The organism is Allobosea sp. LjRoot90, from assembly GCF_964254315.1.
In the GTDB taxonomy this organism is placed as follows: Bacteria; Pseudomonadota; Alphaproteobacteria; order Rhizobiales; family Beijerinckiaceae; genus Allobosea.
The window spans coordinates 30,429-47,704 of the sequence record NZ_CAXUTF020000002.1 but is presented as its reverse complement, the minus strand read 5'-3'; the positions used below and the strand labels follow the sequence as shown (position 1 = coordinate 47,704).

Below are 17,276 nucleotides of genomic sequence, written 5' to 3'. Positions count from 1 at the left end.
CCGGCCGGAAGGCCGGTCTCAGGCGCAGGTAAGGCCGGCTGCGAGCGAGGCCGTGAAGCGGCCGAAGAAGCGCCAGGGCAGGCGGGCATGGTCATGCAGCGCGGCGAAGCCCTGGGTGGTCGGAAAACGGCGCAGGTTCAGGGTGCGGCGCACTACGCGCCGGACTTCGCCCCTGTTCTGCCGTTTCGCTGTCATGACGTGCTTCTACCAGTTCCAAACTGCACGGGCAACGCGGCGCGCCTGTCGCAGCGGCAGCCGCGTAGCGCGTTCAGTGCAGGGCTGTTATCTAGCGGCTCCCGGTGCGCCGCGAAAGAGCAGGTTGCGCCGGCAAACGGAACGGTGATGCGATGGCGCGCTTCTTTCCCTTCATGCTGCTGGCGGTCATCGCCTATGGCGTCACCGTCGCGGCGTTGGGTATCCCGCTCTCGCGTGAGCTTCTCAATATCGGCCTGCCGTCCGGCACTGCCTTCGTGCTGACCGTCAGCGAGCTCCTGCTCGCGATCTCGACGGTCGTGCTCTTCTTCGAGATCATGAACGCGACCAGCGCCAAGTCGAGCTCGATCCTGAACCATGGCCTGTCCATGGTGGTCTTCATCGCCTGCGGACTGATCTTTCTGTTCGTGCCCGGCTTCGGCACCGGCACCTTCGTGATCATCACGCTGATGGCGCTGGTCGACGTGATCGCCGGCTACTCGATCAGCATCCTCACGGCGCGGCGGGATATGACTTTCGGGAATAACGAGTAAGAGCGCCTACCGTTATTCCGGGGCGGCGCGCAGCGACGAGCCCGGAACCCATGAACACCACCCTTTCCGTCATGGTCGGGCTTGTCCCGACCATCCACGCCTTCCTTCGGGCAGGGTGGCGTTCAAGACGTGGATGCTCGCCACAAGGGCGAGCATGACGAACTGTAGCAGCGTTGTGTTCATGGGTTCCGGGCTCTTCGCTACGCGAAGCCCCGGAATGACGGCGCGGCAAAAGCTAAAGCTCGCTCCGCAACTGCCACAGCTCCGGAAAGAACGAGCGCTCCAGCGCGGTCCGCAGGAACTTCACGCCGCTGGAGCCGCCGGTGCCCTGCTTGAAGCCGATGATGCGCTCGACCGTCTTCATGTGGCGGAAGCGCCATTGCTGGAACTGGTCCTCGACATCGACCAGCTCCTCGGCGAGCTCGTAGAGATCGAAATAGCTGTGCGTATCGCGATAGATCGCGAGCCAGACTGCCTTCACGCCTTCGTTCGCGACATGGGGCTGGGTCCAGTCGCGCTCGATGCAGTCCGCCGGGACCGGCAGGCCACGCCGCGCCAGCAGGCGCAAGGCCTCGTCATAGAGGCTCGGCGCCTCCAGCAATTCCTTGAGATGGGCGTGATGCTCGGGATGATGCTTGTGCATCGCCAGCATGCGCGGATCCTTGGCGCCGAGGCGGAATTCGAAGGCGCGGTACTGGTGGGACTGGAAGCCGGAGGACTGGCCGAGCGCGTCGCGGAAGGCGAGGTAGTCCGCCGGGGTCATGGTCGAGAGCACGTCCCAGGCACTGATAAGCTGCGCCTGGATGCGCGAGACCCGCGCCAGCGACTTGAAGGCCGGCTGCAACTCGTCGGCCTTGATCGCGGCGATGGCGCCGTCGAGCTCATGCGCGGCGAGCTTCAGCCAGAGTTCCTGGACCTGGTGGATGGTGATGAACAGAAGCTCGTCGGGCGCGTCGCTCAGCGGCTTTTGCGCCGCGAGCAGCAGGTCGAGCCCGAGATAGGAGCCATAATCCATCCGCTCCTTGAAATCGGTCTGGATGCCGGGTTCGATCCGGCTCTTGTGATCGCCTGTCCCGGTGGTCATCGCGCCGTCCCCGCTGGACTCGCGCCTTGACTGAGGAGAGGCGCGAGATATTTTAAGCTTAAAGTATTTTGCCGCATCGGCAAGGCTCGCGGAGCGTGAGGATGGCGATGGACCGGATGACGAATGCTCCCGCAACGCTTGGCCGCCCGCCCTTCGATCTCTCGGCCGAGTTCTCGCGCTTCCGCCAGAACTGGCCTGCGAGCCTGCATTTCGCTGCTCATAGCCATCATTTCTGGCCGGATGCGACGCGCGAGGCGCATCTGCGTGCCTGGGATGACGCCGCCCACCTCGTCGACGGCAAATGGCAGGAGGTGCTCGGCGCGGTCTGGCAGAAGGTCGCGCGGGGCGTGGCCCGGCACCTGAATCTGCCCGGGATCGACGGGCTCGTGCCGGCCAACAACACCCATGAATTCGTCAACCGGCTGCTCTCCTGCCTGCCGCGCGAGCGCAAGCCGCGCATCCTGACCAGCGATGCCGAATTCCATTCCTTCCGCCGCCAGATCGAGCGGCTGGCAGAAGACGGGTTGATCGAGCTCACCGTGGTGCCGGCCGAGCCTTTCGCCAGCCTGACGGAACGCCTGGTTGCGGCGGCAAAGCAGGGTCTCGGCCCCGACATGGTCTTCGCCAGCCAGGTCCACTTCAATTCCGGCTATGCGCTGACCGACCTCGAGGCGCTGGTCGACGGCGTCTCGGCGCCTGGTCGGCTCGTCGTCATCGATGGCTATCACGGCTTCCTGGCCCGGCCGACCGATCTTTCGGCCATTGCCGGCAAGGCCTTCTACATCGCCGGCGGCTACAAATATGCCATGTCGGGCGAGGGCGCCTGCTTCATGCATTGCCCGCCCGGCTTTGCCATGCGGCCGCGCGACACCGGCTGGTATGCCTCCTTCGGTGCGCTCGCTGGCCCGCAAGACAGCATCGGCTATGCGCAGAACGGTTGGCGCTTCATGGGCGCGACCTTCGATCCCTCCGGCCTCTACCGCATGGGCGCGATGTTCGACTGGCTCGACGCCAAGGGCCTCGATGTCGCGGCCATCCACGCCCATGCGCATGCCCTGCAGGAGATCGTCATGGCCGGGCTGGCGCAGCGGCCCTGCGGCGTGCTCGCGCCAGAGAACCTCGTCGTTCCGCTGAGCGATCCGGCGCGCGGCAACTTCCTGACCTTCCGCCATGCGGATGCGGCCCTGTGGCATGAGAAATTGAAACAGGTCGGCATCACTGTCGACTTGCGCGGCGACCGCCTGCGTCTCGGCTTCGGGCTCTACCAGACCGAAAGTGACACGAAGCTGCTGCTGGAGCGGCTGATGACCTTGCGGTAGGCTCCGGTCCGGTCAGCCTGCATCCTGAGCTGATCGGTCAATCGGACGGAGCTGACGCATGAAGACTCTGCCCAGCCTTGCGATCGCAGCCGCTCTCGCCTGTCTTGCTCCCGCCTTCGCTCAGGCCCCTGCGAAAGCCACGGCGTCTCCGGCCGTGCAGAAGGAATTTGACGGCTTCATCGGAAAGTTCCGCGCGGCGCTGAAGGCCAACGACCCCGTAGCTGTCGCCGGCCTGACGCGGCTGCCCTATATGGGCGACGCCTCCATCGGCGACGCCGCGCAATTCCGTGCCAAGGTCTATCCGCGCGAGTTCACCGCGAAGAACCGCACCTGCCTTCAGCGTGCCAAGCCGGTCTACGACCGCGACGGCAACAAGAACGAGATCTATGCCATCGCCTGCGGCGGGGACATCTTCACCTTCACGAAGACGCCGACCGGCTTCCTGCTCACGGATGTCGATGTGGCCGACTGACCGGCAGTACGGGCGGTCAGCGCTGAGCGGTGTCGACGCTGACCACCACCGACATGCCGGGTGAGAGCCGCTCGGCCAGTTCCTGGTTCGGATCGATCGCGATCCGCACCGGAACGCGCTGGGCGATCTTGACGAAATTGCCGGTGGCGTTCTCCGGCCGGATCACGCTGAACTCCGAGCCGGCAGCCGGCGAGAAGCGCTCGATCTTGCCGGTCAGCCTGGCATGTCGGAGTGCGTCTACCGTGAAGCTCACGCTCTGGCCGATGCGCATGCCGGAAAGCTGCGTCTCCTTGAAATTGGCGATCACCCAGACCTGACTCGGCACCAGTGCCATCAATTGCGTACCGGCCGAGACATGTTGTCCGAGCCGGGCCGAGACCTCGCCGAGCCTCCCGTCCTGCGGTGCGGTGATACGGGTGTTCTGCAGGTCGATCTCGGCGAGATGGACGGTTGCCCTGTCGCACTTTGCATCGAGGCGCAGGCAACAAAAAAACGCGGCCCGAAGACCGCGTTCTTGAAATCCCGTTGCGGGAGGAGGGCTCTTACTTGCCCTTGCTCGCGCCCTTGGCCGGCTTGGCGTCGACGCGCTCGGCGATACGGGCCGACTTGCCGCGGCGATCGCGCAGGTAATACAGCTTGGCGCGGCGAACCTTGCCCTTGCGGATGACCTTGATCGAGTCGAGGTTCGGCGAATACAGCGGGAAGACGCGCTCGACGCCCTCGCCATAGGAAATCTTGCGAACGGTGAAGCTCTGGTTCAGCCCGCCGCCATTGCGGGCGATGCAGACGCCTTCATAGGCCTGGACGCGGCTGCGCTCGCCTTCCTTGACCTTGACGTTGACCTGCACGGTGTCGCCGGGCTGGAAATGCGGGATTTCCTTGCCGTCGGCGAGCTTGGCGATCTGCTCCTGGTCGATCTGCTCGATGATGTTCATGGGTCTCTCCATGGCCGTGTTCGCGCGGAAGCGCGGGCTTTCGGCTCGCTGTTTTAAGTTGAGTGCCGGGCCTTACAGGAGCGCGGCGGGTTTGTCGAGCGCGAGATAAGCTGTGTGAAGGGTTTTGCCTTGCCTGGTCGGCCTGCCTATGGTCGCGGCCATCGCCAGCCTCGCTTCGGACAGCCGTCATGCCTCAGGACATCGCCAAGGTCGCCCTCGTTACCGGGGCCGCGCGCGGGATCGGGCTCGCGACCGCCAAGCGCTTCCTCGCCGACAATTGGCGCGTCGTCCTGCTCGACATCGACGCGCCGGAGCTCGCCAGGGCAATGGCCGAGCTCGATGCGCCGACCGCGACGATGACCATCGCCTGCGACGTCGCCATGCCGGAGCAGGTCTCGGAGGCGGTCGACGCGGTGGTGGAACGCTTCGGCCGGCTCGATGCTCTCGTCAACAATGCCGGCACGGCCGTGTTCAAGCCGTTGCTGGAGACGACTTACGCCGAATGGCGGCGCGTGCTTGCGGTCAATCTCGACGGGCCGTTCCTGACGACGCAGGCCGCCGCGCCGGTGATGGCCGATAATGGCGGTGGCGCGATCGTCAACATCACCTCGATCTCGGGCCTGCGCGCCTCGACGCTGCGCGTCGCCTACGGCACCAGCAAGGCGGCGCTCGCTCATCTCACCAAGCAGCAGGCGGCCGAGCTCGCTGGTCTCGGCATTCGCGTCAATGCGGTCGCGCCCGGGCCGGTCGAGACCGCCATGGCCAAGGCCGTGCACTCGCCCGAGATCCGCGCCGATTATCACGACGCCATCCCGCTCGCGCGCTATGGCGCGGAAGAGGAACTTGCCGAGGCGATCTTCTTCCTGTGCAGCGACCGGTCGAGCTACATCACCGGCCAGGTGCTTGCTGTCGACGGCGGCTTCGACGCGGTCGGCATTGGCCTGCCGACGCTGCGCGGGCAGCGCCGCAATCGCTAGAGCATTTTCGAGCGAAGTGGGCACCGGTTCGCGTGAAGAAAATGCGATAAACCAAAGGACTAGAGCATTTCAGCGGTTCGGAGAAACGCGGAAATACTCTAGCCCAGCAGCCCGGCCAGCGCCTCCTTCAGCGTGACGCTGCCGCGGCGCGTCTCGCCGACTTCCTCGAAGGCGATCCGGCCGGCGTTCATGGCGTCGTAGAGTTCGGCCAACTCGCGTGCATGGCTTTCGCTGAGGCCCGCAGCGACGAGCCCCGGCTCCCAGTCCTCGCGCGGCGCCGCTATCGCCGCCACCGGCTTGCCGAGCAGCTCGCCGAGCGCTTGCGCGGCATCTTCAGGCGCGTACTCCACCGGCCCTTTCAGGTTGACGATGCGCTCGCCGGCATGCGGGCGGGCGAGTTCGGCAGCAGCCTGCCGGCCGACATCGCTGGCGGAGACGGTCTCGCCCGCAGCGTCGAGCGGCTGGCGCATGCTCGGCAGGATGCCGTGCTCGGCCGCGACGTTAAGGACGCTGCCCCAGTTCTCCATGAATTCGGTGGCACGGATAAAGGTCAGCGAAGGCGCTGCACCGCGCAGGGCCTGCTCGAAATCGTGCAGCGCGCGGACGATGCCGGTCCCTCCCGTGAGATGGGCGCCGCTCGACGACAGCGCCACCACATGCGGCACTCCCGCACGGTGGATCGCCTGCGCAATCGCAGCTCCATTCTTTGCCGCCACGGCGAAAACATCCTCGGCTGCCTGCGGCACTGGATTGAGCACATAGACCGCCTCGGCGCCGGTGAAGGCTGCCGTCAGCGCCTCGACATCGTCGAGATCGGCCTTGGCCAGGACGGCGCCCTTGTCGGCAAGCGCCGCGGCGCGGTTCGGCTCCCGGACGATCGCCCTGACCATATGGCCTGCTGCGAGCGCGGCCGCCAAAGCCGCGCCGCCCGTCTGTCCCGTCGCTCCCATGATCGCAAACATCGTGCCCTCCATCGGTTGATGGGGACGGCATAACAGGGCAGTATCAGAAGTATAAGTACGCACAATTTTTATACTGGAATGGAGCAGCCGATGCGCCCGTCGCTCAAGTGCGCCCCCTTTGTCTGGTGTCCGGTCGAGGCGACGATCGACGTGATAGGGGGCAAGTGGAAGGCGCTGATCCTGTTCCAGCTGACGCATGGGCCGTGCCGTTTCAACGCGCTGCGCCGGCTCCTGCCGCATGTGACGCAGCGGATGATGACCCTGCAGCTGCGCGCACTGGAAGAGGATGGCGTCATCTCCCGCAGCGTGCAGGAAACGGTGCCGCCCAAGGTCGAGTACGCGCTGACCGAATGTGGCTGGGCGCTGGCGCCGATCTTCGAGGCGATGATGCTCTGGGGCGAAGCGCATGGTGCGCGCCGGTCGGAGCCGGTCTGAGCCAGCGGCAACATTCCGCTTGCGCCTGCTCCGGAACGGCGCAAACCTGTCTTTCGACATCCCTCTTCGACGGCCGCCCGACCCTGTCGGGCCAGAGCGACCGCCGCCTTTCCGGCGTGGGCGCTCCATTCCTGTTCCCGCCGGTCAACCGCCGCATCGGACGCAAGGCTTCAAGGCCACCGTCCGCGCGGCCAGAACCGAAGGAGGACGACATGGCTGCGACTTCCGGCAATGGAGGAAACCCGTCCGGCGTCAGAGGTAGGGGCCCGCGATGCATTGCCATCGTTGGTCCCTTCCAGAGTGGCAAGACCAGCCTGTTCGAGAGCATCCTGGCACGTTGCGGCGCAGTCTCGCGCGCCGGCTCCGTCAAGACGAGGAACAGCGTCGGCGATGGCTCGCCCGAGGCACGCTCCCATCAGATGAGCACCGAGCCCAATGTCGCCAGCGTCGACTTCATGGGCGAGCGCTACACTTTCATCGACTGCCCCGGCTCCGTCGAATTCCTGCACGAGATGCGCCATGTCCTGCCGGCGGTCGACGCCGCGGTCGTGGTTTGCGAGGCGGATGACCGCAAGGCGCCGGCGCTGGAGCTCGTCCTGCGCGAGCTCGAGGAGGCCGACATTCCGCGCTTCCTCTTCCTGAACAAGATCGATTCCGCCTCGCGGCGTGTGCGCGAGACGTTGGCGCTGCTGCAGCGCGCCTCGCGCACGCCGCTGCTGCTCCGGCAGATTCCGATCTGGCGCAACGGCATCGCCGTGGGGTTCATCGACCTCGCATTGGAGCGGGCCTTCATCTATCGCGAGCACGCCCCGAGCGAGATCGTGCCGCTGGCGGCTGAAGAGGTCGAGCGCGAGCGCGATGCCCGCTTCTCGATGCTGGAGAAGCTCGCCGACTATGACGACGAGCTGATGGAAGGCCTGCTCGGCGATATCGAGCCGCCGCGCGACCTCGTCTTCGACGACCTCGCCCGTGAGCTCAAGGAGCGCCATGTCGTGCCGGTGCTGATCGGTGCTGCCGAGCGCGGCAACGGTGTCACCCGGTTGCTCAAGGCGCTTCGGCACGAGGCGCCGACATTGGAGGCGACGCGCGGGCGGACCGGCGTCGTCGACAGCGGCGCGCCGCTCGCGCTGGTGCTGAAGACCTGGCAGTCGGGGCAGGGCGGCAAGCTCTCGCTGGCGCGCATCTTGCGCGGGCGCATGGCCGAGGGCGACGTGCTCACATCATCCGGCGGTGTCGAAGCCCGCATCGGCGGCGTGCTCGAGCTTAAGGGCACCGAGCAGCAGCGGCGCCCTGCGGCGGATGAGGGCGAGGTTGTCGCCTTCTCGCGGCTCGAAGGTATCCGGACCGGCGATGCGATCGCGGTCGGCAAGGCCCGCCCCGACATCGTCAGCGCCGTGGCGCCGCCCGAGCCGGTCCATGCGCTGTCGGTCGGCGTCAAGGATCGCAAGGACGATGTCAGGCTGACCGCCGGTCTCGCCAAGCTGATCGAGGAGGATCCTGCCCTTGCTCTCGAGCATCGCGCCGAGTTCGGTGAGATGCGTCTCTCCGGTCAGGGCGAGATGCATCTGCGGGTCGCGCTCGAACGGCTCGCCGGGCGCTACGGCGTCAGCGTCGACAGCGGCGCGACGCAGCTCGGCTATCGTGAGACCTTGCGGGGCAAGGCGGGTGCGCGCGGCCGGCACCGCAAGCAGAGCGGCGGCCATGGCCAGTTCGGCGATGTCGTGATCGAGATCGCGCCGCTTCAGCGCGGCGAAGGCATCCGCTTCGTCGACCGCATCACCGGGGGTGTCGTGCCGAGGCAGTACATCAGCTCGGTCGAGGCCGGGGTGCGCGATTATTGCCAGCGCGGCCCGCTCGGTTTTCCGCTCGTCGATATCGAGGTGACGCTGACCGACGGCTCCTATCATACGGTCGATTCATCCGACATGGCCTTCCGGCAAGCGGCACGGATCGCGATGGGCGAAGCCTGCCCGCAGGCCAAGCCCGTGCTGCTCGAACCGATCCTGGCGGTTGAGATCGTGATCCCGTCGGATGCGATGTCGCGTGCCTCGGCGATCGTCTCGGCAAGGCGCGGCCAGATCCTTGGCTATGATGCGCGGCCCGGATGGCGCGGCTGGGACCAGATCAACGCGCTGATGCCGGAGGCCGAGATGGCGGGGCTGATCGTCGAACTGCGCTCCGCGACTGCCGGCGTCGGCTCGTTCAGCGCCCGCTTCGACCATCTCGCCGAGCTCGCCGGCAAGCCGGCCGACGCGGTGGTCGCGGCGCATTTGATGGCGCAAGCACGCTGAGATTGTCCCCGATCCGCCTGGCTCAACCTGAGCGGAGCGGGGGCGAGCCTGTTGCGGCGCAAAAGTTTATATGTAAACTTTCTCACGGAGGGCGCTTGCGCCCGCCGTGAGCCTTGCGCAGTGTAGCGCGAGAAGAGAAACAGAGCGGATTTCGTATCGGGCCGTGTGCCCGACGATAGCCGCCGCTGCGGCCAAGGCCCGAGAACAGGGCAGGGTCGCCAAGGGAGGATGACGATGACGGCAGTTTCAGCGGTTCAGGCGGCGCCGGGTGCACGTCCCTGGCTGGCGCATTATCCGCCGGCGGTGCCGCCCACCATCGACGAGGCCGGAGTCGGCACGCTCGCTGATCTGATCCGGAGCGCCTACGAGACTTATCCCGACCGCGCCGCATTCGAGAGCTTTGGCAAGTCGATCACCTTCGCCGAGGTCGGTCGCGCGGCGCGCGCCTTCGCCGCCTGGCTGCAGGCACAGGGCTTCAAGAAGGGTGACCGCATCGCATTGATGATGCCGAACATCCTGGCCAATCCGGCGACGATCTTCGGCACGCTGCTCGGTGGCTTCACCGTGGTCAACGTCAACCCGCTCTATACCGCCCGCGAGCTGACGCATCAGCTCAACGACTCCGGGGCGCGCGCACTGGTCGTGATCGAGAACTTTGCCCATGTCGTCGAGGAGGCGCGGCCCAATCTCAAGCTGGAGTCGATCGTCATCGCCACGGCCGGCGATCTGATGGGTTTCAAGGGGGCGATCGTCAATTTCGTCGCCCGCAAGATCAAGAAGGTAGTGAAGCCCTACAACCTGCCGGGTGCGGTTCCGCTCAAGACGATCCTCGCACAGCCTGGGGCCATGAGCCCGGTCACGATCACGCCGGAGGATGTCGCCTTCCTGCAATATACCGGCGGCACGACCGGCGTCGCCAAAGGCGCGACGCTGACCCACCACAACGTCGCCTCCAATGTCGCGCAATGCGCGCTCTGGCTCGGCTGGCAGCTCGAGCCGCCGCATGGCCGCAGCGACTACCAGCACGTCATGATAACGGCGCTGCCGCTCTATCACATCTTCGCTTTGACCTGCTGCTGCATGTTCATGCTGCGCATCGGCGCCAAGAGCCTGCTGATCGCCAATCCGCGCGATATCGCCGGCTTCATCAAGATCCTGAAGGGGAGCAGGTTCACGCTCTTCTCGGGCGTCAACACGCTTTTCAACGCGCTCGCCAGCCATCCCGATATCAAGGATGTGAACTTCTCCGAGCTGCGCTTTGCCGTCGCTGGCGGCATGGCGACGCAGGCCGCCGTCGCCAAGCGCTGGAAGGAAGTCACGGGACGGCCGATCATCGAAGGCTATGGCCTGTCGGAGACCTCGCCGGTCGCTTCGGTCAACCGCACCGACATCGCCGAATTCACCGGTACGATCGGATATCCGCTGTCTTCGACCGATTTTGCCATCCGCGATGCCGAGGGCAATGACGTGCCGGCAGGCGAAGCCGGCGAGATCTGCGTCCACGGACCGCAGGTGATGGTCGGTTACTGGAATCGGCCGGACGAGACCGCCAAGGTGATGACGGCCGACGGCTTCTTGCGCACCGGCGATGTCGGCATCCTCCTGCCGGACGGGCAGTTCAAGGTCGTCGACCGGATGAAGGACATGGTCATCGTCTCCGGCTTCAACGTCTATCCGAATGAGGTCGAGGACGTGCTCGCCAAGCACCCGGGCGTGCTGGAATCTGCCGTGATCGGCCTGCCGGACGAGCATTCCGGCGAGGCGGTGACCGCCTTCGTGGTCAAGCGCGATCCCGCCGTCACCTCGGAAGAGCTGCGCGCCTTCTGCAAGGAGAACCTGACCGGCTACAAGGTGCCCAAGCAGATCATCTTCCGCGAGGCCCTGCCCAAGACCAATGTCGGCAAGGTCCTGCGCCGGGCGCTGCGCGAAGAGGTTGCGGCGCAGAAGGGCTGAGGCGGCTTTTACTTCCGGAGCCCTCATCCTGAGGAGCAGCCGAAGGCTGCGTCTCGAAGGATGGTCCAGCTGTCTCCGGAGTCTCCTGAAACATCCTTCGAGACGCGCTCCTGCGGAGCGCTCCTCAGGATGAGGCCTTTGGTTTTGTCGGAAGGCCCTTATTCCGGCGCGTGGATCGTCGCCCGAAGGGCCTTGAACTGCGGCAGCGCGGCGGCGAGTCCGGCCTGGTCGGTGGCACAGATCAGCGCGGTCCGGCCTTTCGGCGTCTCCAGGGTCGAGGTGAACATGCGCAGGTTCTGCGCGTTCGGGCCGGCCTTGGGCGTGACGATCAGCTCGATGCCGTTGAAGCCCTGGTGCTCGAACAGCTTGAGGTCGGACACAGTGCCGATCGTCTCGAACATGTCGCGGTAGAGCTGCTGCCATTCCGGCTTGGCCATCTGCTCGTTGACGACCTCGCGCGTCAGCTTGGCATTCTGCGCCGCGCTCTTGAAGCCGAGCGTGCAGAGCTGGCCGGCGCTGTTGGCCGCTTTCGGCGTGCCGGTCTTCGAGCTGATGTCGATCGTGACCTCGAATTGCGGGTGCGGCTTGCCGGCCTCTGCCTTGAAACCGGCGGGTGGCACGACTGAAAGGCCAGTCGCGGCGTCGCCATAGGACTGCGCGGCGGCGCTTCCTGCGAACAGGGCGGCGGCTAAGGCTGCGGAAAGATAAAGCGGTCGGATCATGGTCACGAGCTAGTTCCCGATTGCGACAGCAAGGAGACGGACGGTTCGGTGCGGCTATGGGCGTCGCACGGGCTTCACGTCAAGCCGCGAGCAGGGATTTCCCAGCCTGGGCATGGGCCGTCACCGGCAGGATCTGGCCGGGCGCGACGCTGCGGCCGAAGCGCACCAGAGTGAAGTCCTCGGCCCGGCCGGTGTCGCCGCGCTCGGTCAGGACCGAGAGTGGCTGGCCGATGCGGGCGGCAAGATGCCGGGCATGCGCGGCTTCCGCCGCTTCACGCAGCCGGGCTGCTCGCTCCTTGATCTCGCTGCCGGCAACCTGCGGCATGCGCGCTGCCGGCGTGCCGGGCCGTGGCGAGAAGGGAAAGCCATGGACATAGGACAGCCCGCATTCCTCGATCAGGCCGAGCGTGCGGGAAAACATCGCTTTGTCCTCGGTCGGGAAGCCGGCGATCAGGTCGGCGCCGAAGACGATGTCCGGGCGCAGGCGGCGCATCTCGTCGCAGAATCGGACTGCGTCAGAGCGGCTATGGCGGCGCTTCATCCGCTTCAGCACGAGGTCGTCGCCGGCCTGCAGCGAGAGGTGCAAATGCGGCATCAGCCGTGGCTCCCTTGCGATCAGGGTTCGCAGATCATCGTCGATCTCGACTGCATCGAGCGAGGACAGCCGCAGGCGTTTCAACTCGGGCAGTGCGGCCAGGACGGCGCGGACGAGCGCACCGAGCGTCGGTCCCTCGGATTTTTCCCGGCCATAGCTCGTCAGGTCGACGCCGGTCAGCACGATCTCGCTGGCGCCATCTTCGACAAGGCGGCGCGCCTGCGCGACGACCTCGGCGACCTCAGCCGAGCGCGCATTGCCGCGCCCGAGCGGGATGACGCAGAAGGTGCAGCGATGGTCGCAGCCGTTCTGCACCTGGAGGAAGCCGCGCGTATGCTGGCCCAGCCCCTGCGTGCGGTGAGGGGTGGCGTCGCGGGCCTGCATGATGTCGCCGACGGCGATCTTGCCGGCGGGCTCGTCATCCCGGTTCGCGGCACGCAGGCTGTTCGAATTGGCGAGCGCTCGCCAGCTCGCCATGTCGAGCTTCTCGGTATTGCCGAGCACCCGCGCCACCTCTGGCATGGCGGCGAAGCGCGCCGGCTCGATCTGCGCCGCGCAGCCGGTGACCACGATCGGACGCTCTGGCTTTTCGCGAGCGAGTCGGCGGATCGCCTGGCCGGCCTGGCGCACGGCTTCGGCTGTCACGGCGCAGGTATTGATCACCGCGACGTCGGCGAGACCGGCGGCCAGCGCCTGCCGCTCGATCGTCTCGCTCTCGACCAGATTGAGCCGGCAGCCGAAGGTGACGAGCTCGACCGTCATCAGGCTACAGCGGCGAAGAGCTCGGGCTCCAGCACGCCTTCCCAGTCGAGCGCGGCCGGCCCGGTCATCAGCACATGGCCGTCGCTCTCGCGCCACTCGATCACGAGATCGCCGCCGGGCAGGCTGACGGTCGCCTTGCGATTGGAAAGCTCGCGCCGCACGGCTGCGACCAGCGCCGCGCAGGCGCCGGAACCGCAGGCGCGGGTGATGCCGGCGCCGCGCTCCCAGACCCGCAGCACGATGTGATCCGGCGCCTTGACGGCGGCGAGGCCGATATTGGCGCGGTCCGGGAAGATCGGGTGGTTCTCCAGCAGCGGGCCGATCTGCTCGAGATTGAAGCGGTAGGGATCATCGACGAAGAAGACGGCGTGCGGATTGCCCATGCTGACGGCGCAGGGCGTATGCAGGATCGGATCGTCGATCGGGCCGATCTGCAATTCGAAGCGGCTGGTGTCCTCGAAGGGCTCGGCCAGCGGGATCTCGTCCCAGGCGAGGCGCGGTGCCCCCATGTCAACGGTGAAGACGGTCTCGGACAGGCGTGAGACCGGCAGCAGCCCGGCCTTGGTCTGCAGCAAGAGGCCGTCACGGCCTGCCTGTCCCATCCCAGGATCGGCGGTCATCGCCCAGGCGACGCAGCGGGTGCCATTGCCGCAGGCGCCAGCTTCCGAACCGTCGGTGTTGTAGATGCGGACATACGCATCGGTGCCCGACACCCTCGCGTCATGCAGCACCATCAGCTGGTCGAAGCGGGTGCGCTCCTGGCTCGCGATCGCGCGTGCCTCGGCCTCGGAGACGAGGTGTTTCGTCCCGCGCAGGTCGAGCACGGTGATCTCGTTGCCGAGTCCGTTCATCTTGAGGAACCGGCGATTGGCGAGGGCGTTCATATCGTCAGAAGAGCTCCTAACACGACCCGCTGGGGTCTCGATGGGCTTTGGAGGAGGCGAATGCTAGGAGAAGCGCGCAGCCGATACCATTGGTATCGGCAAGTCGTTTCGACAACGCATGCGGCCCTCAAAAGCCCACCTGCGGCGCCGGGAATTCGCCCGCCCGCGGCGTCGCGACGTTTGCCGATACCAACGGTATCGGCTGCACGCCGCTCCTGGCGGAACGGACGAATTGCCGGCGTCGAGACCCCAGCGGGTCGTGTTAGGAGCTCTATATCCATGATCATGGCGGTATATGAGCGTGACGCCGAAAAAATGCCACCCTTCGCGATCTTCCTGCCGTAACGGGATCATCGTAGTTTGCGGCACGGGGCGAATCGGTCGTGTCAGCGCGGGAAGTTCGGGTATGCGGCAGTTGAGATTCAGCGCGCTCCTTCTTGCGCTCGCCTTCGTCCACCCGGCTGCCGCGCAGACGCGCGTGGCGCCCCCAACCGCCGTGGAGAGCACGCCGCTCGCGGCCCCGCCTGGAACGGCGACGCCGGCGCAGAACGCGCAGCCTGCCCAGCAGGCCCCAACCCAGACTCAGGCCAATCCACCGGCCCCGGCCGAGCCGCAGCCAGTGCAGCCGCCGCCAGCCCCCCAGACACCGGTCGTGCCACAGCCGGTCCAGCCCGCGCCGGTGCCGCAGACGCCGCTCGAGCCGCAACCTGTCCAGCCGCCACCGACGCTGCCCAATCCGCAGCCGGCGCCGCCCGTCCAGCAACAGCAGACCGGCACGCCGAATCCGAACGCGACGCTCGCCGGCAAGCAGGGCGATCCATCGGATGTCGACGAGATCGCGCTCGTCGCCAAGCCCGTGCTGCTGCTGGCCGGACAGGCGAGCTGGGATCAGGGTTTCCAGAAGCTGTCGGAGACCATCGCACTCCTGCGGGCTGAGGCCGATAAGGCCGGCCTCAAGGTTGCCGGCCGGCCGCTGAGCCTGTTCGTCGAGACTGACGATAACGGCTTCAAATTCGAGGCGATGCTGCCGGTCGACCGTCCCGCAGATGCGGCGAAGCCGCTGGCGACCGGCGTACGCAACGGCCAGTCACCGGTCGGGCGCTCGCTGCGCTTCGTCCACACCGCGCCCTATGACGACATCGATTCGACCTATGAGACGATCACGGCCTATCTCGAGGCCAAGAACATCGTCGTGAAAGACGCCTTCCTCGAGGAATATGTCAGCGACTTCAAGGATCCCGGCGACCCGAACCTCGAGATCAACGTCTACGTCCAGCCGAAATAGCGCAGCGCTTTTCCCGTCATGGTCGGGCTTGTCCCGACCATCCACGTCTTCCCCAATACAATGCGGTGTTCAAGACGTGGATGCTCGCCACAAGGGCGAGCATGACGGCGCGGGCGTCTAAGCCTCCCACACCAGCCCGGGCTGCATCGGCCGGAAGCGTTCCTCCGGCAAACCCGCTTTTTCCAGCGCGACCTTGAGCGCCTCGGGCGGCCGGCCGACGCCCTCATCGGTGAGCTGGAACGTGCCCCAATGGTGGCCGAGGGCCTGCTCTGCCCGCAGTGAACGCATCACCGCCACCGCCTCTTCCGGATTCATGTGGTTGTCGCTCATGAACCAGCGCGGCTCATAAGCGCCGATTGGCAGTGCGGCCAGCCGGAAGGGGCCATGTTCTTGGCCCAGCCGCTCATAGAGCGATCCGTCATGGTAGCCGGTGTCGCCGATATGGAAGAGCTTGCCCGCCGGTGTCTCGATGACGAAGGAGGACCAGAGCGCCATGCGCCGGTCGAAAGCGCCGCGGGCCGACCAGTGATAGCTCGGCACCAGCGTGACCGCGACCTTGCCCGACAGCTCCAGCCGCGCGCCCCAGTCATGCGCCTCGGCCCGGATCGAACCATCACGCGCCTTGACGATCGCGTCGTTGCCAAGCGGCATGATCATGCGCGGATTGTCGCGCGCATGGATCAGCGCCAGCGTCTCGACGTCGAGATGGTCGTAGTGGTTATGCGTGACCAGGACGATGTCGATCTTCGGCAGGTCGCCGAAAGCGACACCCGGCGCATTCACCCGCTTCGGCCCGAAGAAGGAGAACGGGCTCGCGCGTTCGGAATAGACCGGATCGATCAGGATGTTGAGGCCAGCGATCTGGTACAGGAACGAGGCATGGCCAAGATGGACGACTCGCACCGACTCGACGCGCGCTGGCGGCTTGTCCTGCGGCGGGGCCGCGTACTGCGCCGGAAAGACCTCGCGCTCGCGCTTCGAGAACTGCCAGCGCAGCACATCGGCCAGCCCCTTGGTGACGGGCCGGCCGTCACTGAAGACCAACCCGTCGAAATGGTCGCTGACCGGGCCCTGATAATAGCGATTGCGCGAGCGCGCATAGGAGGCCCAGGCGAAGCCCGAGGAACCGAGCAAAGCGGGGATGCCGAGGAGGCGCAGGAGCTTGCGACGTGTCATGACATCGACAAGTTGTACTCAGGTCGCCCAGCTTCAAGACCGTGCCACCTGTTTCAAGACAACTTGATCGCCGTTGCATGGAGCCAGCGTGTCGGCTCCCGGTCGTAACCGCCACCGGTTTCCTCGGTGATGTCGAGGCTGCGCCAGCGCCCGCTGCCATAGGCGGAGCGCAACCAGTCGGCGTCCGGATAATTGTAATAGCGGCCGAAGCGGTCGCGGCCTTCCGCTTCGCCAGCCTTGAAGCTGGCATAGAAGGCGCCGCCCGGCCGCAATGCGCGGTGAACCCTGGCGAGGATACCGGGCAGGGCAGGGCGCGGAACGTGCAGCAGGCAGGCATTGGCCCAGACGCCGTCGAACGCGGCATCGACTGCGAGATTTTCGAAGAGCAGCACCGAGACCGGCCTGCCCAGCCGCTTTTCCGCTTGCGCGGCGAGCTCGGGGGAACCATCGGTCGGGCTGACGTCGAGACCGAGCGCCAGCAGGGCCTCGCTGTCCTGCCCGCCGCCGCAGCCGAGTTCCAGCACCTTGCCTCCGGCGGGCACTAACTCGGCGAAGCGCCGCAACCGTGCCGCGCCGAGCTCGCGGGTGCGCCCGGCATAGATTTCCGCCTCGTTGGCATAGAAATCGAGCGTTGCGCGATCATCGCCGGACATTGTGATCTCCATGGGCTGGAATCGT

17 protein-coding genes and 1 pseudogene are annotated in these 17,276 nt (G+C 66.3%); 8 read left to right on the top strand and 10 right to left on the bottom strand.

The window, feature by feature from the left end; genetic code table 11:
- Positions 1-18 precede the first annotated feature (18 nt).
- Positions 19-195, bottom strand: coding sequence for a hypothetical protein (locus tag ACSQ3M_RS06965; protein ID WP_436149353.1), 177 nt, complete (start codon positions 193-195; stop codon positions 19-21).
- Positions 196-347: 152 nt separating this feature from the next.
- Between ACSQ3M_RS06965 and ACSQ3M_RS06960 the strand changes: the two genes are divergently transcribed.
- Complete coding sequence (locus ACSQ3M_RS06960) at positions 348-746, top strand: hypothetical protein (RefSeq protein ID WP_436149352.1); 399 nt, start codon at positions 348-350, stop codon at positions 744-746.
- A 235-nt stretch (positions 747-981) separates the two neighbouring features.
- Here the strand turns inward: ACSQ3M_RS06960 and kynA are convergent, their stop codons facing one another.
- Positions 982-1,830, bottom strand: a complete 849-nt coding sequence (gene kynA, locus ACSQ3M_RS06955) for a tryptophan 2,3-dioxygenase (RefSeq protein ID WP_436149351.1) — start codon at positions 1,828-1,830, stop codon at positions 982-984.
- 116 nt (positions 1,831-1,946) lie between these two features.
- Here kynA and ACSQ3M_RS06950 point away from each other — a divergent pair, with 116 nt between their 5' ends.
- Together ACSQ3M_RS06950 and ACSQ3M_RS06945 are read left to right on the top strand one after the other, a co-directional pair.
- Complete coding sequence (locus tag ACSQ3M_RS06950; RefSeq protein WP_436149350.1) at positions 1,947-3,149, top strand: aminotransferase class V-fold PLP-dependent enzyme; 1,203 nt, start codon at positions 1,947-1,949, stop codon at positions 3,147-3,149.
- Positions 3,150-3,207: 58 nt separating this feature from the next.
- Positions 3,208-3,621: a hypothetical protein gene (locus ACSQ3M_RS06945; RefSeq protein WP_436149349.1), complete on the top strand. Its 414-nt coding sequence runs from the start codon at positions 3,208-3,210 to the stop codon at positions 3,619-3,621.
- 16 nt (positions 3,622-3,637) lie between these two features.
- Here ACSQ3M_RS06945 and ACSQ3M_RS06940 read toward each other — a convergent pair.
- Both ACSQ3M_RS06940 and rplS read right to left on the bottom strand, forming a co-directional pair.
- Positions 3,638-4,075, bottom strand: a pseudogene (locus tag ACSQ3M_RS06940) (HlyD family secretion protein); the annotation flags it as partial.
- An 88-nt stretch (positions 4,076-4,163) separates the two neighbouring features.
- Positions 4,164-4,556 (bottom strand): 50S ribosomal protein L19, encoded by a 393-nt coding sequence (gene rplS / locus ACSQ3M_RS06935; RefSeq protein WP_436149348.1) that lies wholly within the window; start codon positions 4,554-4,556, stop codon positions 4,164-4,166.
- Positions 4,557-4,744: 188 nt separating this feature from the next.
- Here rplS and ACSQ3M_RS06930 point away from each other — a divergent pair, with 188 nt between their 5' ends.
- Complete coding sequence (locus tag ACSQ3M_RS06930; protein ID WP_436149347.1) at positions 4,745-5,533, top strand: SDR family NAD(P)-dependent oxidoreductase; 789 nt, start codon at positions 4,745-4,747, stop codon at positions 5,531-5,533.
- A 98-nt stretch (positions 5,534-5,631) separates the two neighbouring features.
- Here ACSQ3M_RS06930 and ACSQ3M_RS06925 read toward each other — a convergent pair whose 3' ends face one another.
- Positions 5,632-6,495 carry an NmrA family NAD(P)-binding protein gene (locus ACSQ3M_RS06925; RefSeq protein WP_436149346.1) on the bottom strand — a complete coding sequence of 288 codons (864 nt, stop codon included), beginning with the start codon at positions 6,493-6,495 and terminating at the stop codon, positions 5,632-5,634.
- A gap of 90 nt (positions 6,496-6,585) precedes the next feature.
- On the opposite strand from ACSQ3M_RS06925, the gene ACSQ3M_RS06920 reads away from it, so the two are divergent.
- From ACSQ3M_RS06920 to ACSQ3M_RS06910, 3 genes are all read left to right on the top strand, one after another.
- Positions 6,586-6,930 (top strand): winged helix-turn-helix transcriptional regulator, encoded by a 345-nt coding sequence (locus ACSQ3M_RS06920; protein ID WP_436149345.1) that lies wholly within the window; start codon positions 6,586-6,588, stop codon positions 6,928-6,930.
- 212 nt (positions 6,931-7,142) lie between these two features.
- Positions 7,143-9,221, top strand: a complete 2,079-nt coding sequence (locus tag ACSQ3M_RS06915) for an elongation factor G (protein ID WP_436149344.1) — start codon at positions 7,143-7,145, stop codon at positions 9,219-9,221.
- Positions 9,222-9,455: 234 nt separating this feature from the next.
- Positions 9,456-11,174, top strand: coding sequence for an AMP-binding protein (locus ACSQ3M_RS06910; protein WP_436149343.1), 1,719 nt, complete (start codon positions 9,456-9,458; stop codon positions 11,172-11,174).
- Positions 11,175-11,332: 158 nt separating this feature from the next.
- On the opposite strand, the gene ACSQ3M_RS06905 is transcribed toward ACSQ3M_RS06910, so the two are convergent.
- The 3 genes from ACSQ3M_RS06905 to dapF form a co-directional block, all read right to left on the bottom strand.
- Positions 11,333-11,902, bottom strand: coding sequence for a hypothetical protein (locus ACSQ3M_RS06905; protein WP_436149342.1), 570 nt, complete (start codon positions 11,900-11,902; stop codon positions 11,333-11,335).
- Positions 11,903-11,975: 73 nt separating this feature from the next.
- Complete coding sequence (mtaB, locus tag ACSQ3M_RS06900; protein ID WP_436149341.1) at positions 11,976-13,253, bottom strand: tRNA (N(6)-L-threonylcarbamoyladenosine(37)-C(2))-methylthiotransferase MtaB; 1,278 nt, start codon at positions 13,251-13,253, stop codon at positions 11,976-11,978.
- Positions 13,253-14,137, bottom strand: coding sequence for a diaminopimelate epimerase (gene dapF / locus ACSQ3M_RS06895; protein WP_436149340.1), 885 nt, complete (start codon positions 14,135-14,137; stop codon positions 13,253-13,255). Before dapF ends, mtaB begins: the two co-directional genes overlap by 1 nt.
- A 406-nt stretch (positions 14,138-14,543) precedes the next feature.
- Here dapF and ACSQ3M_RS06890 point away from each other — a divergent pair, with 406 nt between their 5' ends.
- Entirely contained in the window at positions 14,544-15,422 is an 879-nt protein-coding gene (locus ACSQ3M_RS06890; RefSeq protein ID WP_436149339.1) for a GyrI-like domain-containing protein, read from the top strand.
- A 117-nt stretch (positions 15,423-15,539) separates the two neighbouring features.
- Here ACSQ3M_RS06890 and ACSQ3M_RS06885 read toward each other — a convergent pair whose 3' ends face one another.
- Positions 15,540-16,598 (bottom strand): MBL fold metallo-hydrolase, encoded by a 1,059-nt coding sequence (locus ACSQ3M_RS06885; RefSeq protein WP_436149338.1) that lies wholly within the window; start codon positions 16,596-16,598, stop codon positions 15,540-15,542.
- Positions 16,599-16,651: 53 nt separating this feature from the next.
- Positions 16,652-17,251, bottom strand: a complete 600-nt coding sequence (locus ACSQ3M_RS06880; protein ID WP_436149337.1) for a class I SAM-dependent methyltransferase — start codon at positions 17,249-17,251, stop codon at positions 16,652-16,654.
- Positions 17,252-17,276: the final 25 nt, after the last annotated feature.

Coding starts and splice junctions, on each gene's coding strand:
- ACSQ3M_RS06965 (WP_436149353.1), bottom strand. CDS start 195: ATGACAGCGAAACGGCAGAACAGGGGCGAAGTCCGGCGCGTAGTGCGC.
- ACSQ3M_RS06960 (WP_436149352.1), top strand. CDS start 348: ATGGCGCGCTTCTTTCCCTTCATGCTGCTGGCGGTCATCGCCTATGGC.
- kynA (WP_436149351.1), bottom strand. CDS start 1,830: ATGACCACCGGGACAGGCGATCACAAGAGCCGGATCGAACCCGGCATC.
- ACSQ3M_RS06950 (WP_436149350.1), top strand. CDS start 1,947: ATGACGAATGCTCCCGCAACGCTTGGCCGCCCGCCCTTCGATCTCTCG.
- ACSQ3M_RS06945 (WP_436149349.1), top strand. CDS start 3,208: ATGAAGACTCTGCCCAGCCTTGCGATCGCAGCCGCTCTCGCCTGTCTT.
- rplS (WP_436149348.1), bottom strand. CDS start 4,556: ATGAACATCATCGAGCAGATCGACCAGGAGCAGATCGCCAAGCTCGCC.
- ACSQ3M_RS06930 (WP_436149347.1), top strand. CDS start 4,745: ATGCCTCAGGACATCGCCAAGGTCGCCCTCGTTACCGGGGCCGCGCGC.
- ACSQ3M_RS06925 (WP_436149346.1), bottom strand. CDS start 6,495: ATGTTTGCGATCATGGGAGCGACGGGACAGACGGGCGGCGCGGCTTTG.
- ACSQ3M_RS06920 (WP_436149345.1), top strand. CDS start 6,586: ATGCGCCCGTCGCTCAAGTGCGCCCCCTTTGTCTGGTGTCCGGTCGAG.
- ACSQ3M_RS06915 (WP_436149344.1), top strand. CDS start 7,143: ATGGCTGCGACTTCCGGCAATGGAGGAAACCCGTCCGGCGTCAGAGGT.
- ACSQ3M_RS06910 (WP_436149343.1), top strand. CDS start 9,456: ATGACGGCAGTTTCAGCGGTTCAGGCGGCGCCGGGTGCACGTCCCTGG.
- mtaB (WP_436149341.1), bottom strand. CDS start 13,253: ATGACGGTCGAGCTCGTCACCTTCGGCTGCCGGCTCAATCTGGTCGAG.
- dapF (WP_436149340.1), bottom strand. CDS start 14,137: ATGAACGCCCTCGCCAATCGCCGGTTCCTCAAGATGAACGGACTCGGC.
- ACSQ3M_RS06890 (WP_436149339.1), top strand. CDS start 14,544: ATGCGGCAGTTGAGATTCAGCGCGCTCCTTCTTGCGCTCGCCTTCGTC.
- ACSQ3M_RS06885 (WP_436149338.1), bottom strand. CDS start 16,598: ATGACACGTCGCAAGCTCCTGCGCCTCCTCGGCATCCCCGCTTTGCTC.
- ACSQ3M_RS06880 (WP_436149337.1), bottom strand. CDS start 17,251: ATGTCCGGCGATGATCGCGCAACGCTCGATTTCTATGCCAACGAGGCG.